Raw genomic sequence first — 19,441 nt, 5'->3', positions numbered from 1 at the left:
GTAACTTAAATGTCTAAAACCTGTGGTTGCTGAGCGGTATGTGTATGCTCAGCGCCGGCGAATACTTTCAGTTTACGGAACATTGCACGGCCTAGAGGACCTTTAGGCAACATACCTTTCACTGCAGATTGGATAACACGTTCAGGTGCTTTTTCAATCAGTTTTTCAAACGTGATTGATTTAAGACCACCAGGATAACCAGTATGTGAATGATAAATTTTATCTTTCACTTTGTTACCAGTCACGGCTACTTTCTCTGCATTAATCACGATAATATAATCACCAGTATCAACATGAGGTGTATATTCTGGTTTATGTTTACCGCGCAGACGCGTCGCGATTTCAGTGGCGAGACGACCTAAAGTTTTACCTTCCGCGTCAACAACGAACCATTCACGTTTGATTGATTCTGGTTTTGCTACAAAAGTTTTCATTTGTATTTATAACCCAAAAAACTGTTACAAGACCGCTTGTTTATTAACAAGCATAAAAAAGCAAACCTTTACCCCTTCGAGTATGGCTGCTAAAAAAATTACGCTACCTTATTGGCAGCTGGTAACGTGGGCCGACACATTATATGCAAAGAAGGCATAAAAATCACCACTAATTTGCAGAAATTTTCACCGGATTACATGACTCGCCCAAAATCCCTTTAACTTAAATGCATAAGCTCTAAATACTCTTGTGATTGCATCTCATGGAGCCGTGAGTAGCTTCGTTCAAATTCAAAAGCTAGACGTTGGCCTTGATAGATCCGCTGCGGCTCACAGGCACAATTGAGCACCAAGACCACATGGCGCTCGTAGAATTCATCAACTAGAGTGATCAGCCGCCGAGCCGAATCGTTATCAGCATCAGTCAGCAAGGGAACATCAGAGATGATCACCGTATGGAAACGATGTGCGATTTCAATATAGTCTTGACTTGAACGAGCACTCTGGCAAAGAGCGGCAAAGGACGCAAATAATACCCCATCATGACACCCCAAATAAGCAACAGAGCGATTACAAATACTCAGGTGCCCCGCTTGGGGGTGAGAGCGAGCTAAGTCAACAAAGGTCTGCTCAAGCATTTGCATAGTGTCACCATTAAGCGGCCAATGGTAACAGTCTGCCGGTGTAAGCTTGCGTAATCGATAGTCAGTTTGGCCATCTACATTAATCACCTGACAGTGTTGCTCAATTAATGCAATGGCTGGTAAAAATCGACTCCGCTGCAAGCCATTACGGTACAACTCATTGGGCTGAATATTAGATGTTGCAACTAGTCCAACACCTTCGGCAAACAAAGCCTCAAATAATGTTCCTAACAACATCGCATCAGTAATGTCGGTGACAAAAAACTCATCAAAGCAGATCAATCGAATATGCTCTGCAATCTGTTTGGCAATCTTTGACAGAGGATTAACTTCACCTTGGAGCTCGGTAAGTTGATGATGAATATGTTGCATAAAATGGTAAAAATGTTGGCGCATGACCTGCTTTTGTGGAAGACAGTCGACTAAAAGATCCATCAAATAGGTCTTCCCTCGTCCAACGCCCCCCCACATATACAGCCCTTGAATCGGAATTTTGGGCTCAGTTTTAACAAACGACCATAGCCGTTTACGCTTTGCAGGATTAATTTTCACTTGCGTGTCAAACGCACGATAAATACGTTCTAACTCCTCAACCACTCGTTGCTGAGAAGCGTCAGGAAGAATGTGACCAAGTTGTTGATCATTTAGGTAGCGCTGCTGGGGAGTCATGACGTTAATATACTCTTTTTACTGACCGATAAAGACCTGCCGTTTGGCACGGCGACCCTGCGCATACTAGGCGATAAGCCACGCTATGACAACTTATTCATGACTCATTAAGAAACATTTAAAAGTTCGAAATGATTTCTCTACCGTGCCAGCAGCGTTAGCTGCTTTGGTTACTAATTTATAACATTCATTTAAATAGCCGATCGTGACACCCCTATTTAAAGCACTCTAGAGCCGTGTCACTGCACCATCATTATGGTGACACTAATAGGCCTAGCATGATCAAATAAAGCCAACCCTACCACGCTATCAGCGTTTAAATATTGTCAGGTAGTTTTAATATGTGTGATAGCTCTGCAAGACACACATCAGTCCATGTTATATAGTACTTGTTAAGGCAAGTGAGTCATCGGTGCATTGGCTCATAAGCTAATGCATTGAAAATTTGTTAATATCAATAGAAGGGTGATTTTATGAATGTACTGAATAGCTTAATACTCGTTGCTGTAGGCTTAATTTTGGGTGTCATTCTTACACGACTATTGACCAAAAACCAAAAATCATCCGCTGAGCTACAACGCAAGCTTGAGCAAACCCAGGCTGAACTGGACGCCTATCAAAAGCAAGTTAACGAACACTTTAACAGCAGTGCCCAGTTACTTGAAGAATTAGCCCTCCAATATCAAAAAATTTATCGGCATATGGCCGAGCAATCCGCCACATTAATGGTCGCATCAGTTGATCAGCCTCTATTTGACCCCGATAAACTCCCGATGTCACCCAAAACTCAAGATGAAAGCGAATCATCCGAGCTAGAGGACCAACCCCCTAAGGACTATACCAACGAGCGTTCAGGTATCTTAAAAAGCGATCCGATTTAAATCCCATATCATGAATAAACAGTGATGATATTGCATTCTGATTGAGACAGGGAAGTTGTATAGTTAAGTCATTTTATGTAAATCTTCACCTCTATCTCGCTGATTAAGGTAGGATAATCTATCGCAGCAAGTCATCACACGATGATTAAATGACCCACATCATGGGTATCTGCAATATGACTATGTAAGAGACTATCCAGTCAATATTGTGTCTTGGTCGGGAACCAATAACTGTTCGCTCGGTCAAAACGCTGTGTAAAGAAAATAGTATGCCCCAATAATTAAGTGGTTTATTCAAAGAGGAGCGCTCTTAATATGAAGAAGTTGACTATGGGCCTTGCCCCAATTGCCTTAGCTCTAACATTGGGATTATCGACTAGCCCTGCAGCATTTGCGGAACTACCCAAAGCGGTGGAAGGCCAGCAAATGCCAAGTTTGGCACCTATTGTTTCTAAAGTTTCAAACGCTGTCGTCAGTATTTCCGTTGCTGGCGAAATGATGACTAACGCACAAGCTCCAGAACTATTTCAATTCTTTTTTGGGCAACAACCACAGATGCAACAAGGCCCGCAAAAAACACCATTTGAAGGGCTAGGCTCAGGGGTTATTATTAATTCCCAAAAAGGGTATATCGTTACAAACAATCATGTTATTAAGAATGCCGATAAGATTGAAGTAACGTTGCAAAATGGCAACCAGTATAAAGCGAAAGTCATCGGAACCGATCCGATGTCCGATATTGCATTATTGCAAATCAATGCAAAAAACCTGCAACAAATCAGCATTGCTAATTCCGACGACCTAAAAGTAGGTGATTTTGCGCTTGCTGTTGGCAACCCATTTGGCTTAGGCCAAACCGTTACATCAGGGATCATCAGTGCCCTAGGGCGTAGTGGTTTGAATATCGAAGGCTATGAGAACTTTATTCAAACTGATGCAGCCATCAATAAGGGCAACTCAGGCGGCGCGCTGGTGAACTTAAAAGGGCAACTTATTGGGATCAATACGGCTATCTTAGCGCCTGGTGGTGGAAACATTGGGATTGGCTTTGCCATCCCATCAGATATGGTAGAAAACATCGTTCACCAACTGCTTAAATATGGCGAAGTTCGTCGTGGTATGCTAGGTGTAACAGGAGGCAACCTCACACCTGATTTAGCCAAAGCGTTTGGCAGTGAGATCCAACATGGCGCGTTTATCAATCAGGTGATGCCTAAATCAGCGGCGGCAAAAGCAGGTTTAAAACCAGGCGATATTATTATTTCTATTAATGGTAAAGCAGTTGATAACTTCTCTGAATTGCGTGCCCGCATTGCTACCGAAGGCGCTGGAACCACAATAAAACTTGGCCTTGTACGCGATGGTAAAAAACAACAAGTTACCGCTGTATTACAACGTCCGACCGAACAAAAAATTGCGGCAGACAGCATCAGCAAAGCGCTGCAAGGTGCAACCTTTAATAATACGGCCAGCAATGCACCAATGAAAGGTGTTGAAGTGACAACTGTTGAGCCTAACAGCCTAGCAGCTGCTAGTGGAATGAAAAAAGGCGATGTGATCATTGGGGTCAATAAAGTCAGAGTGCATAATTTGAGTGAGCTGCGCAAAGTGCTCAGCCATAAACCGGATGTCCTAGCACTTAATATTAAACGAGGCGACACAGAGCTCTATTTAGTCTTTAATTAAACCTCGAAAATACCTACTAGGGTCACGTCTGTGGCCCTTTTATTAACACCTACATAGCCAGCTTAAATCCCTCCATGCTAAGCTATTCATATATTAACTATGCTGTAAGGGTCTGTCTGCTATGCTGAAATACCTGCTTAAATCAATTGCTTTGGGATTAACCATGGCCGTTGTCTTTTTATTAGTGTTTCCGATCCTCAAGCAAAATAACTCATTATTGCATTGGCCGCAGTCATCGGTAGAAAAACCACTGAGTTTCGCCAACGCGGCTCGCCGCGCAGCCCCAGCGGTAGTCAATATCTACACCCGCAGCTACAGTGATAGTCACCTTAGCCATAAAAAACCGACCATTACCAGCGAAGGTCTTGGCTCTGGGGTGATTATGAATAAACAAGGCTATATTCTTACCAACATGCATGTCATCGCGGATGCCGATCAGATTATTGTTGCTCTGCAAGATGGCCGAGTATTTATTGCTGAACTTGTCGGCAGTGATGCCATTACCGATTTGGCGGTCTTGAAAATTGATGCAGGTTCAACACCGCTACCCGTGATCCCTCTTTCATCGGATCCACACATCCAAGTAGGCGATGTAGTGCTTGCTATCGGTAATCCCTATAACGTTGGACAGACCGTAACGCAAGGCATTATATCTGCCACCGGTCGCAGTGGGATGAGTGCCACAGGGCGTCAAGACTTTTTACAAACAGATGCAGCGATTAATAAAGGCAACTCTGGTGGGGCGCTGGTCAATACTCTTGGCCAATTAGTGGGGATTAACACTGCGGCTTATCATTTAGGACAAAATAGTGAAACCTATGGGATCAGTTTTGCTATTCCCTACCCATTAGCCAAACGTATCATGGCTAGCTTAATCCGTTATGGCAAAGTCGTGCGCGGTTATGTCGGTGTTGATGCTATCGATGTCGATCATGTTAATACTCAGTTACTTACACAAGCTCATTTCAGCGGTCATCAGGGACTATATGTTGAAAAAGTTGATCCAAATGGGCCCGCGGGCAAAGCAGGCTTAAAGGCCCATGATATTATTGTTAAAATGAATAGTAAAAAGGTCGATTCAGTCAAAAATGCTATGGATTACGTGGCCGAGCGTCGCCCTGGTAGTGTGATGACACTCTCGATTATTCGAGATGGTCAGCCAAAGCAGCTGAAAGTAGACGTAGTGGAGCTAAAAATTGCTCACCCACCTGTAGCTCACTGAGCCAATAAAAAACCGCCATTTGGCGGTTTTTTATTTCTTTATAATGTATTAGCTTGATTCACTAACACGCTCAATGGTTGCGCCAAGCGCCCTGAGTTTGCGCTCAATTTGTTCATACCCTCGGTCGATATGATAAATTCGCTCAACGATTGTTTCATGTTCCGCGACCAACCCAGCAATCACTAGACTAGCTGAGGCGCGCAGATCAGTCGCCATAACCGCAGCGCCCGTTAAACGTCCACATGGATGACAAATAGCCGTATTTCCTTCAAGGGTGATCTCCGCCCCCATTCGAATCAGCTCTGGCACATGCATAAATCGATTTTCGAAAATCGTCTCGGTGACCCGTCCACATCCCTGACCAACGACATTTAGCAGTGTAAACTGCGCTTGCATATCGGTTGGAAATGCTGGATGAGGCGCCGTTTTGATATTCACAGCTTTAAGCTTACGTCCGCGCATATCCAGCTCAACCCAATCATCACCAGTGGTAACTTGTGCCCCAGCTTCACGCAATTTTAATATAACCGCTTCTAAACAAGAGGGGTCAGCGCCCAAACAACGGACATATCCACCCGTAACGGCAGCCGCCACCAAAAATGTCCCTGTTTCAATTCGATCGGGGAGTACTTGATACTGCCCACCGTGAAGCTCATCGACACCACTAATTATTAACGTATCAGTGCCAACACCTTGGATTTGTGCGCCTAACGTAATTAAGAAGTTAGCAAGATCAACAACTTCTGGTTCCCGCGCTGCATTTTCGATGACAGTTTGCCCTTCGGCTAACACGGCGGCCATCATCAAATTTTCGGTCCCCGTAACACTGACAATATCCATCAGGATGTGGGCCCCTTTTAGGCGACCATTCACATGCGCATTAATATAACCATCTTCTACCTTTATTTCAGCGCCCATCTGCTGCAGACCGTGGATGTGCAGATCGACCGGACGAGCACCAATCGCACACCCTCCTGGAAGTGACACCCGGGCTTGACTATAGCGGGCTAAAAGAGGCCCTAATGCTAAAATTGAAGCGCGCATGGTTTTTACCAGATCATACGGGGCTTCAAATGCACTGGCTTGACCCGCTTCGACGGTTAGCTGATTGTCAGCGTAATGCAGCGTGCGACCAGTTACTTTCAGGATCTCGCAACTGGTACAGATATCTTTCAAATGAGGAACATTAGTAATCGTGACTGTTTTTTCGCTGAGTAGCGTCGCAAAAACAATCGGTAATGCCGCATTTTTGGCACCGGATATAGTGACATTGCCATTGAGTTGACATTGCCCTTGAATCACAAACTTATCCATTAAATACCTCTCATACTAAATGGGTTGACCGAATTTTTTGGCTTTTTCCCATTCAGCTGGTGTATAGGTCTTAATCGACAATGCATGGATACTATTATCTGCAATGAGCTCAGCCAATGGCTTATAAATAATTTGTTGTTTTTTGACACGTGACAATCCATCAAAAAGCTCGCCCACTGCAACAACTTCAAAATGACTATCTTCGCCACGAATATGAAGCTCATCAAGCGTTAAAGCGGTTTGTAAAAGTTGTTCAATCTGTTTTGGTTGCATATAGCTGTTACTCCGCAATGAAACCGGTTTAACTGGAATGAGCAAGATAAGGCTCTAATCCATAAAGCGCGATCAAAGGTCGAATTGAATCAGGGCAATGACGAATATTAATGGTCGTTGCTTGCTGATTCTTCATCAAAGCGGTGATGATAGCGGCTAAACCAGCAGAGTCAATTTGGCTTATTTGAGAAAAATCGGCGCACTCAAATTTTTGTGCCAATAATTGTGGCCAAATATCCGCGATCATCGCCATGGTCCAATCGCCTTGAAAAGCAATGACCCCATCACTTTTACATTCAAAAAACCCTGAATTAGCCATTACTGGAAACCTTTGGTAATACACTAGAGCTTGAGGCCTTCAACTGGCGTTTCTCAAGCATCTTAGACACAGCATCAATTCCGTCACTTTGGATCAATCCACCCACCTCTGATTGATTGGTAGATAACAAGCTGACCCCTTCTGCGATCATATCAAATGCCAACCAGCCTTTATTATCTTGCAGACGTCGGAACTTAAACTGAACATGAACTGCCGGGCCATCAGGTTGAATAATTTTGGCAGGAACAGTCATGATCTGCTCATTTTGATAGGGACGAGGGGGTTCAATCTCAATTTTTTGGTGGTTATATTTACCTAACGCTTGAGAATATGTGTTCACTAAATAAGTATAAAAAGCTTTCACAAAGCGCTCACGCTGCGCCGCTGTGGTCTTTGGTAAATTCCGACCAATAACCATGTAGGCGGCATAGCGGTAATCAAGATAAGGCATCACATCTTCAACGATAATTTGACGCGCAGTGTCTTCATTAAGCGCGTTATTTTCATTGAGTTTGCTCAGTTTTGGAAAGGTCTGATCAATCACTTGCTGCATCGTTTTATAAGGGTTTTGAGTCGGCGTGTTTGTAACCGGCTGCAAGGCAAAAGCCATGCTCGAGAACAATGCAACAACAATTGAAACCCCAATCATTCGTAATATTTTCATGACTTACTTTTTCCTGATGAGTAGAGGAATTGGCCAATCAAATCTTCTAGAACAATGGCCGATTTGGTGTCAGCGATCGAATCACCATTTTTTAGATTGCTCGGCTTTTCGCCTGGCATATTAAAACCAGGACGAATACTAATATATTGCTCACCTAATAATCCTGATGTCAGAATCCGAGCCGAACTGTTGGTTGGGAAATCACCGTATTTTTTATACAACGTTAATGTTACTCGCGGTTCAAAGGTCTTCGGATTGAGGCTAATAGCCTCAACTCGACCCACAACCACCCCACCTACTTTGACAGGTGAACGTACTTTTAAGCCACCAATATTATCAAAGTTGGCAGATACCTCGTAACTCGCTCCTTCACTAGCGAGATTATTGTCGGCGATCCGAAGGGCCAAAACTAAAATGGCAACAACCCCTAACAGCAGGAATGCTCCCACAGCAAATTCTGTTTTATCTACTTTCATGTTTAACTTCCAAACATTAACGCTGTTAAAATAAAGTCTAAACCGAGGACTAATAATGATGAGCGCACCACACACCGAGTCGTCGCCTGACTAATCCCTCGCGATGTAGGGGTGGCATCATAACCACTAAATAAAGCCACCCAACTCACCGCTATCGCAAAAACAATACTTTTGATAAATCCGTTACCAATATCAGAAAACAAGCTGACATTGGCATGCATAATTGACCAAAAACTGCCAGCATCCACGCCCAACCAACGGACACCAACTAAATAACCGCCCCAAATACCAACGAGGTTAAACAACATAGCAAGTAATGGCATACTGATCACACCCGCCCAAAAACGAGGTGCAACCACTCGTTTTAAAGGGTCAACAGCCATCATTTCCATACCACTAAGCTGCTCGGTAACCTTCATCAAACCAATTTCAGCCGTTAATGCTGAGCCAGCCCGTCCGGCAAACAACAATCCTGTCACAACAGGCCCTAGTTCACGCAATAATGCCAAAGCAACTAATGGCCCGAGGCTCGTTTCAGCGCCAAACTTAACTAAGATATTGTAGCCCTGCAGCGCCAAAACCATGCCAATAAATAACCCAGAGACCAGAATGATCACCAGTGATTGGACTCCCACTGGATAAATCTGTCGCCAGATGTTACGCCAAAGTTTTGCCTCTGGTTTGACAAAAATAGCTTGTGACAGCATTAAACCAGCTCGACCAAAACTTGCTAATTTGGACATAAACCAAGCGCCAAATTGAGCAATGGATGCAATGATCATACTTTAAGTGACTCCAGATAAGGGGACGCAGGATAGTGGAAAGCAGCAGGGCCATCCGCTTGACCTTGTAAAAATTGTTGCAAATGTGGATTATCACTTTGTCTGACACTTGCGACATCCCCCTGAGCTAACACTTTACCTTGATCAATCACATAGACATAGTCTGCAATACTTAGCACTTCTTCAACATCGTGGGAAACCACTATAGATGTTAATTTTAACGACTGATTTAAATGACTAATCAGTTTTATCAAGACTCCCATTGTAATTGGGTCTTGGCCTACAAAAGGTTCATCATACATGATCACTTCAGGTTCTAAAGCAATCGCTCGCGCTAAAGCCACGCGTCGAGCCATTCCCCCTGATAGATCCGAGGGCATTAACTGGGCTGCACCGCGTAATCCCACCGCCTCTAATTTCATCAAGACAAGATTATGCAACACATCATCAGGTAAGTTGCCATGCTCTCGCACAGGGAAAGCGACGTTATCAAATACATTTAAATCCGTAAATAACGCACCACTTTGAAACAACATTCCCATTCGTTTTCGCAATTGATACAATGATTTGCGACTCTGTTGATGGACATTTTCACCTGCAAATAACACTTGTCCAGCCTCAGGGGTTAATTGCCCGCCCAAGAGCTTCAACAGCGTTGTCTTCCCTGTTCCACTAGGACCCATCACCGCAGTGATTTTTCCCTTAGGGAACTGAAAGTCAATAGCGTCAAAGATCTTACGCCCCCCTCTTGAGAACGTTAACCCACTGACTTCAATAATATTTTCAGCCATAATGGAATACCTAATTGGTGGTGTTAAGCCTGTTATTCTAAGAGTTCATCAAGATCGACTCAAGCTTGCTCTTCCCTTTTCTCTTTAAAATACCGACAATGCAGCTTTAATGAAGAAAAATTAAGGCGAAGCAACAACATTTATGTGGGTTGATCTAATTATTCTTTTAGCTAGTTTTGCAGCTCTGGTATGGAGCGCTGACCGGTTCGTATTCGGTGCAGCTGCCGTTGCGCGTAATTTTGGGATCTCACCGATGGTCATCGGTTTGACCATCGTTGCCATGGGCTCATCTGCACCCGAAATATTGGTTTCAACAACCGCCTCATTGGGTGGTCAGCTCGATACAGCAGTTGGTAACGCCATTGGCTCAAATATTACCAATGTGACACTCGTATTGGGCATTACCGCCCTGCTCAAACCCTTATTGGTTAGTCGTTCCACGCTACGACGCGAACTCCCAGTGATGCTACTTGCAACATTGTTAACTGGCTACTTGCTACATGATAACATATTAAGTTTTAGTGATGGCTGCATCTTATTGCTTTTGTTCGTGTTGATGATGGGATATTTAATTTGGCACTCTCAAAGGCAACATATACGTTCATCTCAAAACCAACCTGGCGATGAACTAGTGAAACAATTTGAATCTGAAGTTCCTAGTCAGGTTAAATCTTTTCACGCATTGTGTTGGCTGCTACTCGGTTTGATAATATTACCCCTGAGTGCGCATTATCTAGTGAATTCGGCCAGTCATATCGCTCGTCATTTTGGCATTAGTGAGCTGGTAATTGGTTTGACCATTATTGCAGTTGGCACCAGTTTGCCAGAGCTTGCCGCCTGTATAGTCAGTGTCATTAAGCAAGAGAATGATCTGGCTTTAGGAAATATCATTGGCTCAAACATATTTAATTTACTGGTGGTATTAGGGATTTGCGGCACACTCGCTCCCGGTCAAGTTGATCCGGCGGCTTTTGCTCGCGACTATTGGTGGATGTTAGCCACCAGCGGCTTATTAGCAGGATTGAGTTTACTGACTCGCCCCCATCGACTCACCCGCGCCGCGGGAGGAGGATTAGTCGCTATCTTTATCAGCTATCAACTCGTATTATTTTTATAATGGATCATCTTTATTAGGCAACGATTGTGAGTTTCGATTATATTAAAGCCGCTCAGCAGGTTATCGACTTAGAAGCTAAAGCGGTTAAGAATTTACACCAATATCTAGGTCAAGATTTTATCGACGTTTGTCAACAACTGGAGCAGTGTCAAGGAAAAGTCATTGTCACAGGAATGGGCAAATCGGGGCATATTGGCCGGAAAATTGCCGCGACATTAGCGTCGACTGGCACACCCGCTTTTTTTGTCCATCCAGGAGAAGCCAGCCATGGCGACTTAGGGATGATCAGTCACGGGGATCTCGTCTTAGCCTTGTCAAACTCAGGTGAGTCTAATGAGATATTAGCCCTTTATCCAGTTCTACAACGTCAACAGGTTCCAATCATTGCGATGACCAGTAATCCAGGTTCAGCAATGGCCAGAGGTGCTAACATCCATTTAAATATCGATGTGCAGCGCGAGGCTTGTCCATTAGGTTTAGCGCCTACGGCTAGTACTACCGCCGCATTGGCCATGGGCGATGCCATTGCTGTAACACTCTTGCAAGCGCGCGGCTTCACTGCCAATGATTTTGCCCTATCTCATCCAGGGGGGGCGCTGGGTAAAAAACTGCTTTTAAGCGTCCCTGATATAATGTTAACTGGTGATGAGATGCCGCTAGTAGGACTGGAACAAACGATTCGCGAAGCGTTACTGGAAATGAGCGAAAAAGGACTTGGCATGACTGGCGTTATTGATACCGAAGGACGCCTTGTCGGAGTATTTACCGATGGTGACCTGCGCCGCGTGTTAGATAAACGAGTCGACATTCATCAGACTCCGATTCGCCAAGTCATGACCGCCAATCCTAAAGTACTTGAGCCCGATTGGCTAGCGTTTGATGCCTTAAAGTTAATGAAAGAAAAATCGATTAATGGGCTCTTTGTCACCGATCAACAGATCCCCGTTGGTGCCTTTAACATGCACTCGCTTTTGCAAGCTGGAGTCTATTGATGTCTGAGTCTTTTATCACCACATTATATGGCGATATCAGCCCTACGGTCTTTGCCAAAGCGACACAGACCCAGCTTCTGATCTGTGATGTTGACGGCGTTTTCTCGGATGGGCGCATCTACTTAGGTAATGCCGGCGAAGAATTAAAAGCATTTCACACTCGCGATGGCTTTGGTATTAAAGCACTGGCTCGCCATCAGATAGGCGTGGCCATTATTACCGGTCGACAATCACAACTGGTAGAGAATCGAATGCACCAGCTCGAGGTTGCATATATTTACCAAGGCCAGCACAATAAATTGGACGCTCTTGCTCAGCTATTGCAACGCACTGGATTAACAGCGGAGCAATGTGCCTATATTGGCGATGATGTGGTGGATTTAAACGTTATGCGACAAGTTGGATTGTCAATTGCGGTCCATGATGCCCATCCAAAAGTCACGCACGCAGCTGATTATACGACCCACCTTCCAGGCGGCTTTGGTGCCGTCCGAGAAGTGTGTGATCTATTGCTACAAGCACATGGCATCGATGATTATACGCAAGGCGCGAGCTTATGAGCACACAGAATATTGTCATTATCGTTTTATTAGCAGGCGCAGGACTACTTTGGGGCTGGTTGAATCTACATCCTGATGATTCGCAAACTAACACCAGCTCACAATCACCTGATTTTACAGCAAGTGAGCTATATACAGTCAGTTATGATAAATTAGGAAACGTACAATATCGGGTGTATGCCGATAGCATGAAATACTATGAAAAAAGCCAAACCAGTAGCTTTGAAAGCCCACGGATTTTAATTTATCCTGGTCCACAACGCCCTATTTGGCAGATTGTTTCACGTACAGCGAATGCGTATAAACAAAATTTGGTTACTTTTCATAAAGATGTAGTGATCAAAAATCTAAGCAACGATGGCTACATTCAAGATTTGCTGACATCATTACTTCATGTAAATTTAACTGAGCAAACGATGAGCACCGATCAAAAAGTGACCGTTGTGGGTCCGCAGTATGATCAAATTGGAATAGGCATGCATGGCAGTCTTGCCACTGAGGTGGTAACACTCCATCGGGACATTAACGCGGTATATCATAATGAACAAAATTAAATGGATAGCTTTCGCATTATTGACATTTAGCGCTTCAAGTCAGGCGTTAGAGTCCGATTATAGTCAAAAAATTGTTGTCAATGCCGATCAACAAAAAGTTGATATTAAAGATAATCGAGTCACATTCTTCAGTCATGTCATTGTCACGCAAGGATCGATCAAACTAGAAGCAGATCGGGTCACCGTTTATGGTACGGGGGAAAAAGGCAGTGAAGTGATGATCGCTGAAGGCAAGCCTGCACAATTTCAGCAAAAGATGGATAGCGGTCAACTGATGAAAGGCCATGCGAACCATGTTCGTTATGAACTGAAATCAAGAATTGTAACGCTAACTGGAAAAGCCCAGTTACAACAACAAGACAGTTTGGTCAAAGGTGATACCATTCGCTATAACATCAAAACACAAGAAATGGTGGCTGATGGTGGTAAAAAAGGTCATGTGACGACCATATTTGAGCCACAGCAACTCCAACAGACGAAAAAACAGTAGAAGTAACCTATATGGCATTGCTGAAAGCGGAAAGTCTGGCAAAAAGTTACAAAAAACGCCAGGTGGTAAAAAACGTGAGCTTACAGGTCGAGACTGGACAAATTGTCGGTCTACTTGGACCAAATGGCGCGGGTAAAACAACTACGTTCTACATGGTTGTGGGTCTAGTGCCACGAGATGAAGGCAATATTAGTATTGACGACCAAGATATTACGCTAAAGGCAATGCATTCGCGCGCGCGCATGGGGATCGGTTATCTACCGCAAGAAGCCTCTATTTTTAGAACGCTGTCGGTCGAAGATAACATCATGGCAGTGCTCGAAACGCGTAAAGAGCTCGACCGCGGTGCTCGGCGATTAGTTCTCGATGAACTGCTGGATGAATTTCACATCGGCCATATTCGGAAAAGCTTAGGACAGAGCCTCTCAGGTGGCGAGCGTCGACGTGCAGAGATCGCTCGAGCACTAGCCGCAGCTCCCAAATTTATTTTATTGGATGAACCATTTGCAGGGGTTGATCCGATTTCGGTGATTGATATTAAAAAAATTATTGAACACCTACGCGACCGCGGACTTGGGGTTCTTATTACTGATCACAACGTGCGAGAAACGCTCGATGTTTGTGAATATGCTTATATTGTTAGTCAAGGTGAACTGATTGCCTCAGGCTCGCCTGAGCACGTTTTAGCTAATGAGCATGTAAAGCGAGTCTATCTCGGCGAAGAATTCAAGCTATAGTCTTTTTATCAGTATTTATTATGCCTTACGGCTGAAATTTAGAAGGGATCAGATTCGTTCATGAAAGCCGCTTTGCAGTTACGTTTGGGTCAGCAACTGACCATGACACCGCAGTTACAACAAGCGATTAGATTGTTGCAACTGTCGACGTTGGATCTTCAACAAGAGATCCAAGAGGCACTCGATGCCAACCCACTCTTAGAATCTGATGAAAACGACTTAGAACATGACAATGACACGCAACATGACGATAACAATGAAGCCGCCACGGAAACGACTGATAGCAGCCAAATAGAGACCTCTGAATCAGTCACCAATGAGACGGTGAGTGATGATCTTCCGGTTGATTCAACGTGGGATGAAATCTATAGCGCATCATCGGCACCAGCAGCTCCGATCCCTGATGATAACGAGCATGTCTATCAAGGTGAAACCAGTGAATCATTGCAAGATCACCTATTATGGCAGATGCGACTCACACCATTTAGCGAAACAGATCAAGCCATTGCACTCGCTATTATCGATGCTGTCGATGAATCCGGCTATCTCACCTCCAGTTGTGAACAACTGCTAGAGGGCTTAAATGGCGATGAACAAACCATCGGATTAGATGAAATTGAGGCGGTGATTAAACGCATCCAGCATTTTGATCCACTCGGTGTGGCTTCACGCTCTTTACAAGAATGCTTACTACTGCAATTGGCTCAATTTGCCAAAGATACCCCTTGGTTAGAGGAAGCCAAGCTTCTCGTAGGGGAACACATTGATTTGCTTGGCAATCGTGATTATCGAACCCTATCGCGCAAAACAAAACTCAAAGAAGCGCAGTTAGCCGATGTCATGCGCTTAATTCAAAGTTTAGATCCAAGACCTGGAAGTAGTATCAATTCCAGCCAAGCTGAGTATGTTATTCCTGATGTATCGGTGAAAAAATACAATGGCCACTGGCAAGTTGAGCTCAATCCTGATGCAGTGCCCAAATTACGAGTGAATGCTCAATACGCTGCATTAAGTCGCAATTCGCGTAACAGCGGCGATGGCCAGTTTATTCGCACTCATTTACAAGAGGCGAAATGGTTTATTAAAAGTTTGGAAAGTCGCAATGAAACGCTATTAAAAGTAGCAAAATGTATTGTTAGTCATCAACAAGCGTTCTTTGAATATGGCGATGAAGCGATGAAACCGATGGTGCTCAATGATGTCGCCGAAGCTGTTGAAATGCATGAATCAACAATTTCACGCGTTACAACGCAGAAATATATGCACACGCCACGAGGCATCTATGAGTTAAAATATTTCTTCTCTAGCCATGTAAGTACAGAAGGGGGCGGCGAATGCTCATCAACCGCGATCCGTGCGTTAATCAAAAAATTAGTGGCGGCTGAAAATCCAGCTAAACCGCTAAGTGACAGTAAAATTGCAGACATCTTAGCAGACCAAGGAATCCAGGTCGCACGGCGAACGATTGCGAAATATCGTGAATCACTGGCGATCCCACCTTCCAATCAACGCAAGAGCCTGATATAAAGGCCGGTCAATAACGGAGGATGAACCTATGTCCCATGATCATGACAACGATAGCTCATTTATAAGTCAGTCGAGCATCATTAACTAACGGGCAGTTCAACCCATCAACCGAGTCCCTAACGGGTGGTCAATCGGCGACACGCTTATAGCAAACTATCCAATTGATAGATATTGATATTTTTAGTCCCAACCACTCGATGAGGCAACAGTGAATAGACATTAACGTTATGCAACTGACTCAAGTTTTAAGCAAAGACTGCACGCACAGTATCAGCGATTGCCAGTCTAAAAAACGCGCACTGGAAATAATCAGTGAACTCGCCGCCACGCAGCTTGGTATCTCAGAAAAAGAGATATTTGATAGTTTATTTGGCCGCGAAAAACTCGGTAGCACAGGAATAGGTCAAGGTATCGCAATTCCCCATGGCCGAATTGAAGACAGCTACCCCCCTACGGCGATTTTTATCCGCTGTGAGCATCCCATTAGCTTTGACTCTATCGACAAGCAACCTGTTGACCTAATTTTTGCGCTATTGGTGCCAGGAGATGAGAACAAACAATATTTGAAAATCCTCGCAGCTGTCGCGGAAAAGCTTCACAATAAACAGATATGTAAAAGCTTACGCCAAGCAGACAGTGATGATGATATATATCAAATCATCACCACCTGAGGAACAATATGGACTTTTTTATTGTAAGTGGTCGATCAGGTTCGGGGAAAACGGTCGCCTTAAGGGTGCTCGAAGATCTAGGATTTTACTGTGTCGATAATCTTCCTTTAGGGCTTTTACCGCTACTCCCGGCTACATTAGCCGGTCACTATCTCAATGCCGCCGTCAGCATTGATGTGCGTAATTTACCAAGCGATCCCAAGCAACTCCAAGCGATTATCGCCAAATTTCGTGAGCAGGTGAAGCTCACCAGCTTATTTGTCGATGCAGATGATGCTACGTTAATCCGCCGTTATAGTGAAACTCGGCGAATTCATCCGCTGAATAAACAACATTACTCACTCGCTGAAGCAATCAGTGCTGAGAGTATGCTACTCGAACCTTTGTCTTGTCATGCTGACTTACGGATTAATACGAGTCAACTGTCTATTCATCAACTTCGAGAGTTGCTCAATGAGCGAGTCATGGGCAAACCAAACCAACAACTTGCCTTAGTATTTGAGTCATTTGGTTTTAAAAATGGTCTCCCCCCTGATGCCGATTACGTTTTTGATGTGCGATTTTTACCCAATCCTCACTGGCATGATGAACTACGTCCGTACACTGGCTTAGATGCTCCCGTGCAGCACTTTTTTGGTCAGCAGCCTGAAGTTCGTGAACTAATCTGGCAATTAGAGAGCTTGCTTAGTAGTTGGCTGCCTCATCTTGAACGCAATAACAGAGCCTATGTAACGGTTGCTGTCGGTTGTACTGGCGGGAAGCACCGGTCGGTATATGTCACCGAGCAGCTCAGTGATTTCTTTTCGAACCAATACCATGTCCAAACACATCACCTAAACTTACCAAAGGTAGAAGCGGCTGCCGATGAAAATTAGACAACAATTAACGATTACCAATAAATTAGGTCTGCATGCGCGTGCCGCCATCAAGTTAGTGGAATTAGCGGCTATGTTTGATGCTGAAGTCATGCTGATTACCGAAGATAAACAAGCGTCGGCGGCAAGCGTCCTTGGGTTACTCCTATTAGAACGAGCCCAAGGCCAGCAAATTGTAGTTGAATGTGACGGTCACGATGCACAAGATGCATTGACGGCAGTTAGAGCGTTGATTGAAGCGCGTTTTGAAGAGCAAGAATAATGCTTTCGCATCATCAGTGATGTTATAAAATCTGATTCGGTTTACATCGATCATGTAAATCATATTTGAGGGCACCTTTATGCCAGAGCTGGAACAGCATCATCATAGTCAACATCTACGGATCCTCGAACTTAATCGCGCCCTCAATGATGGGATGTTCGTCCATGTTAGACGAATGCTCCAGCAAATGCCGGCTTGTGACGTTGCGCTTTTACTACAATCGACCCCTATTACAGAACGAAAAATACTATGGCAGTTAACCGATCCTGAACAGCAAGGGGAGATTTTAGAAGAACTCAACGAAGATGCAATGGAAAGCATTCTGAAAATGATGGACCCGGAAAACCTGGCTGCTGCCACCGAAGGGATGGATATTGATGATCTAACCTATGTGTTACGTAGCCTGCCAGACGATGTTTATCAGCAAGTGCTCGAGCAGATGGATAGCGATGAGCGTCATCGTGTCGAAATAGCATTGGCCTATCCTGAGGATACCGCTGGCAGCTTGATGAACAACGATACGATCGCTCTTCGTCCAGATGTATCCATTGATGTTGTACTTCGTTATCTGCGCCTGCGCGGCGAGCTTCCTGAGGCGACCGATGCGCTGTTCGTCGTCGATAAAGAAAACAAATATCTCGGCGATGTTCCGCTGGCAAGATTATTGACCGTCGATCCAAGCGAAAATGTCGAATCCATTATGGGCAAACGCCCTGAACGAATTATCCCTGTTTCGATGAGTGAAAATAGCGTTGCGCAATTGTTTGAACGCCACGACTGGATCTCTGCGCCTGTTGTGGATCTACAAGGTGAGTTAGTCGGTCGAATAACCATTGATGATGTGGTCGATATTATTCGTGAAAACACCGAGCACTCGATGATGGGGATGGCCGGGGTCGATGATGACGAAGATACTTTCGCCCCGATTTGGCAAAGCACCAAAGGACGAACCCTATGGCTTGGCATCAATCTATTAACCGCACTATTTGCCGCCTCAATTAGCAATTTATTTGAGAACACCTTAGCCCAAATGGCAACGCTTGCGGTATTGATGACCATTGTCCCAAGTCAAGGAGGGATCGCGGGTACACAAACATTAGCTGTTGTGATCCGGGGGCTAGCTGTCGGTCATATTGGCGCGAGTAATATGCGTTGGTTAATCTTTAAAGAAGTCGCTATCGGTGGCCTAAATGGCTTGATTTGGGCGGTGACCATCGCTGGGGTCGTCTATATCTGGAAAGATAGTATTCAGTTAGGCTTAATCAGTGCAGCAGCGATGTTCGCGGATATGTTTATGGCAGGCCTTGCTGGGGTATCTATTCCTCTTTTTATGCAAAAAATGAAAATTGATCCGGCTTTAGCCGGAGGCATGGTGCTGACAACGGTCACCGACTCAGTCGGAATTTTCTCATTTTTAGGAATTGCGACACTATTACTCAACCATCATATTGCCATTTAAAATCAATTGACGGTGAAACCAGCAATGCTCGTTTCACCGTCT

The 19,441-nt window shown here is 44.4% G+C and carries 23 protein-coding genes; 14 read left to right on the top strand and 9 right to left on the bottom strand.

From position 1 onward, the window contains the following. Positions 1-5: 5 nt before the first annotated feature. Together rplM and zapE are read right to left on the bottom strand one after the other, a co-directional pair. A complete protein-coding gene (gene rplM, locus ABUE30_RS16965) occupies positions 6-434 on the bottom strand; it encodes a 50S ribosomal protein L13 (RefSeq protein WP_408625026.1) in 429 nt (142 codons plus the stop codon). 218 nt (positions 435-652) lie between these two features. Beyond that, on the bottom strand, positions 653-1,747 hold the full coding sequence (gene zapE / locus ABUE30_RS16960; RefSeq protein WP_408625025.1) for a cell division protein ZapE: 1,095 nt from the start codon (positions 1,745-1,747) through the stop codon (positions 653-655). A 473-nt stretch (positions 1,748-2,220) separates the two neighbouring features. On the opposite strand from zapE, the gene ABUE30_RS16955 reads away from it, so the two are divergent. From ABUE30_RS16955 to degS, 3 genes are all read left to right on the top strand, one after another. Further along, complete coding sequence (locus ABUE30_RS16955) at positions 2,221-2,628, top strand: YhcB family protein (protein WP_408625024.1); 408 nt, start codon at positions 2,221-2,223, stop codon at positions 2,626-2,628. A gap of 315 nt (positions 2,629-2,943) precedes the next feature. Continuing rightward, on the top strand, positions 2,944-4,314 hold the full coding sequence (locus ABUE30_RS16950) for a Do family serine endopeptidase (protein ID WP_408625023.1): 1,371 nt from the start codon (positions 2,944-2,946) through the stop codon (positions 4,312-4,314). 121 nt (positions 4,315-4,435) lie between these two features. Further along, the gene (degS, locus tag ABUE30_RS16945) at positions 4,436-5,536 is read left to right on the top strand and encodes an outer membrane-stress sensor serine endopeptidase DegS (RefSeq protein WP_408625022.1); all 1,101 of its coding nucleotides are present in this window, start codon (positions 4,436-4,438) and stop codon (positions 5,534-5,536) included. Between the two features lie 48 nt (positions 5,537-5,584). Here the strand turns inward: degS and murA are convergent, their stop codons facing one another. The 7 genes from murA to ABUE30_RS16910 are packed head-to-tail and all read right to left on the bottom strand — an operon-like array spanning position 5,585 to position 10,155. After that, positions 5,585-6,850 carry a UDP-N-acetylglucosamine 1-carboxyvinyltransferase gene (murA, locus tag ABUE30_RS16940; RefSeq protein WP_408625021.1) on the bottom strand — a complete coding sequence of 422 codons (1,266 nt, stop codon included), beginning with the start codon at positions 6,848-6,850 and terminating at the stop codon, positions 5,585-5,587. Positions 6,851-6,865: 15 nt separating this feature from the next. After that, on the bottom strand, positions 6,866-7,123 hold the full coding sequence (locus tag ABUE30_RS16935; RefSeq protein WP_408625020.1) for a BolA family protein: 258 nt from the start codon (positions 7,121-7,123) through the stop codon (positions 6,866-6,868). A 28-nt stretch (positions 7,124-7,151) separates the two neighbouring features. Beyond that, the gene (locus ABUE30_RS16930) at positions 7,152-7,442 is read right to left on the bottom strand and encodes an STAS domain-containing protein (RefSeq protein WP_408625019.1); all 291 of its coding nucleotides are present in this window, start codon (positions 7,440-7,442) and stop codon (positions 7,152-7,154) included. Further along, on the bottom strand, positions 7,435-8,106 hold the full coding sequence (locus ABUE30_RS16925; RefSeq protein WP_408625018.1) for an MlaC/ttg2D family ABC transporter substrate-binding protein: 672 nt from the start codon (positions 8,104-8,106) through the stop codon (positions 7,435-7,437). Before ABUE30_RS16925 ends, ABUE30_RS16930 begins: the two co-directional genes overlap by 8 nt. Continuing rightward, positions 8,103-8,582, bottom strand: coding sequence for an outer membrane lipid asymmetry maintenance protein MlaD (gene mlaD / locus ABUE30_RS16920; RefSeq protein ID WP_408625017.1), 480 nt, complete (start codon positions 8,580-8,582; stop codon positions 8,103-8,105). The genes ABUE30_RS16925 and mlaD overlap by 4 nt, the downstream gene beginning before the upstream one ends. Positions 8,583-8,584: 2 nt before the next feature. Further along, a complete protein-coding gene (mlaE, locus tag ABUE30_RS16915) occupies positions 8,585-9,364 on the bottom strand; it encodes a lipid asymmetry maintenance ABC transporter permease subunit MlaE (RefSeq protein WP_408625016.1) in 780 nt (259 codons plus the stop codon). Continuing rightward, positions 9,361-10,155: an ATP-binding cassette domain-containing protein gene (locus tag ABUE30_RS16910; protein ID WP_408625015.1), complete on the bottom strand. Its 795-nt coding sequence runs from the start codon at positions 10,153-10,155 to the stop codon at positions 9,361-9,363. The genes mlaE and ABUE30_RS16910 overlap by 4 nt, the downstream gene beginning before the upstream one ends. Before the next feature lie 142 nt (positions 10,156-10,297). Here ABUE30_RS16910 and ABUE30_RS16905 point away from each other — a divergent pair, with 142 nt between their 5' ends. From ABUE30_RS16905 to mgtE, 11 genes are all read left to right on the top strand, one after another. Further along, positions 10,298-11,272: a calcium/sodium antiporter gene (locus ABUE30_RS16905; RefSeq protein ID WP_408625014.1), complete on the top strand. Its 975-nt coding sequence runs from the start codon at positions 10,298-10,300 to the stop codon at positions 11,270-11,272. A gap of 26 nt (positions 11,273-11,298) precedes the next feature. Then, positions 11,299-12,264, top strand: coding sequence for a KpsF/GutQ family sugar-phosphate isomerase (locus ABUE30_RS16900; RefSeq protein WP_408625013.1), 966 nt, complete (start codon positions 11,299-11,301; stop codon positions 12,262-12,264). Then, entirely contained in the window at positions 12,264-12,824 is a 561-nt protein-coding gene (gene kdsC / locus ABUE30_RS16895) for a 3-deoxy-manno-octulosonate-8-phosphatase KdsC (RefSeq protein WP_408625012.1), read from the top strand. The genes ABUE30_RS16900 and kdsC overlap by 1 nt, the downstream gene beginning before the upstream one ends. Beyond that, positions 12,821-13,378 carry an LPS export ABC transporter periplasmic protein LptC gene (gene lptC, locus ABUE30_RS16890; RefSeq protein ID WP_408625011.1) on the top strand — a complete coding sequence of 186 codons (558 nt, stop codon included), beginning with the start codon at positions 12,821-12,823 and terminating at the stop codon, positions 13,376-13,378. The genes kdsC and lptC overlap by 4 nt, the downstream gene beginning before the upstream one ends. Beyond that, positions 13,365-13,868 carry a lipopolysaccharide transport periplasmic protein LptA gene (gene lptA / locus ABUE30_RS16885; protein ID WP_408625010.1) on the top strand — a complete coding sequence of 168 codons (504 nt, stop codon included), beginning with the start codon at positions 13,365-13,367 and terminating at the stop codon, positions 13,866-13,868. The genes lptC and lptA overlap by 14 nt, the downstream gene beginning before the upstream one ends. A gap of 11 nt (positions 13,869-13,879) precedes the next feature. Continuing rightward, positions 13,880-14,605: an LPS export ABC transporter ATP-binding protein gene (gene lptB / locus ABUE30_RS16880; protein ID WP_408625009.1), complete on the top strand. Its 726-nt coding sequence runs from the start codon at positions 13,880-13,882 to the stop codon at positions 14,603-14,605. A 60-nt stretch (positions 14,606-14,665) separates the two neighbouring features. After that, positions 14,666-16,132: an RNA polymerase factor sigma-54 gene (locus tag ABUE30_RS16875; protein WP_408625008.1), complete on the top strand. Its 1,467-nt coding sequence runs from the start codon at positions 14,666-14,668 to the stop codon at positions 16,130-16,132. Positions 16,133-16,359: 227 nt separating this feature from the next. Further along, a complete protein-coding gene (gene ptsN, locus ABUE30_RS16870) occupies positions 16,360-16,803 on the top strand; it encodes a PTS IIA-like nitrogen regulatory protein PtsN (RefSeq protein WP_408625007.1) in 444 nt (147 codons plus the stop codon). An 8-nt stretch (positions 16,804-16,811) separates the two neighbouring features. After that, complete coding sequence (gene rapZ / locus ABUE30_RS16865; protein ID WP_408625006.1) at positions 16,812-17,678, top strand: RNase adapter RapZ; 867 nt, start codon at positions 16,812-16,814, stop codon at positions 17,676-17,678. Beyond that, complete coding sequence (locus tag ABUE30_RS16860) at positions 17,668-17,940, top strand: HPr family phosphocarrier protein (RefSeq protein WP_408625005.1); 273 nt, start codon at positions 17,668-17,670, stop codon at positions 17,938-17,940. The genes rapZ and ABUE30_RS16860 overlap by 11 nt, the downstream gene beginning before the upstream one ends. Before the next feature lie 79 nt (positions 17,941-18,019). Then, complete coding sequence (mgtE, locus tag ABUE30_RS16855) at positions 18,020-19,399, top strand: magnesium transporter (protein WP_408625004.1); 1,380 nt, start codon at positions 18,020-18,022, stop codon at positions 19,397-19,399. Positions 19,400-19,441: the final 42 nt, after the last annotated feature.

The sequence above is a fragment of the Celerinatantimonas yamalensis genome, from assembly GCF_046054155.1.
Lineage (GTDB): Bacteria > Pseudomonadota > Gammaproteobacteria > Enterobacterales > Celerinatantimonadaceae > Celerinatantimonas > Celerinatantimonas yamalensis.
Note: the sequence above shows the minus strand (reverse complement) of the source record. Positions and strands in the feature narration are given on the sequence as shown.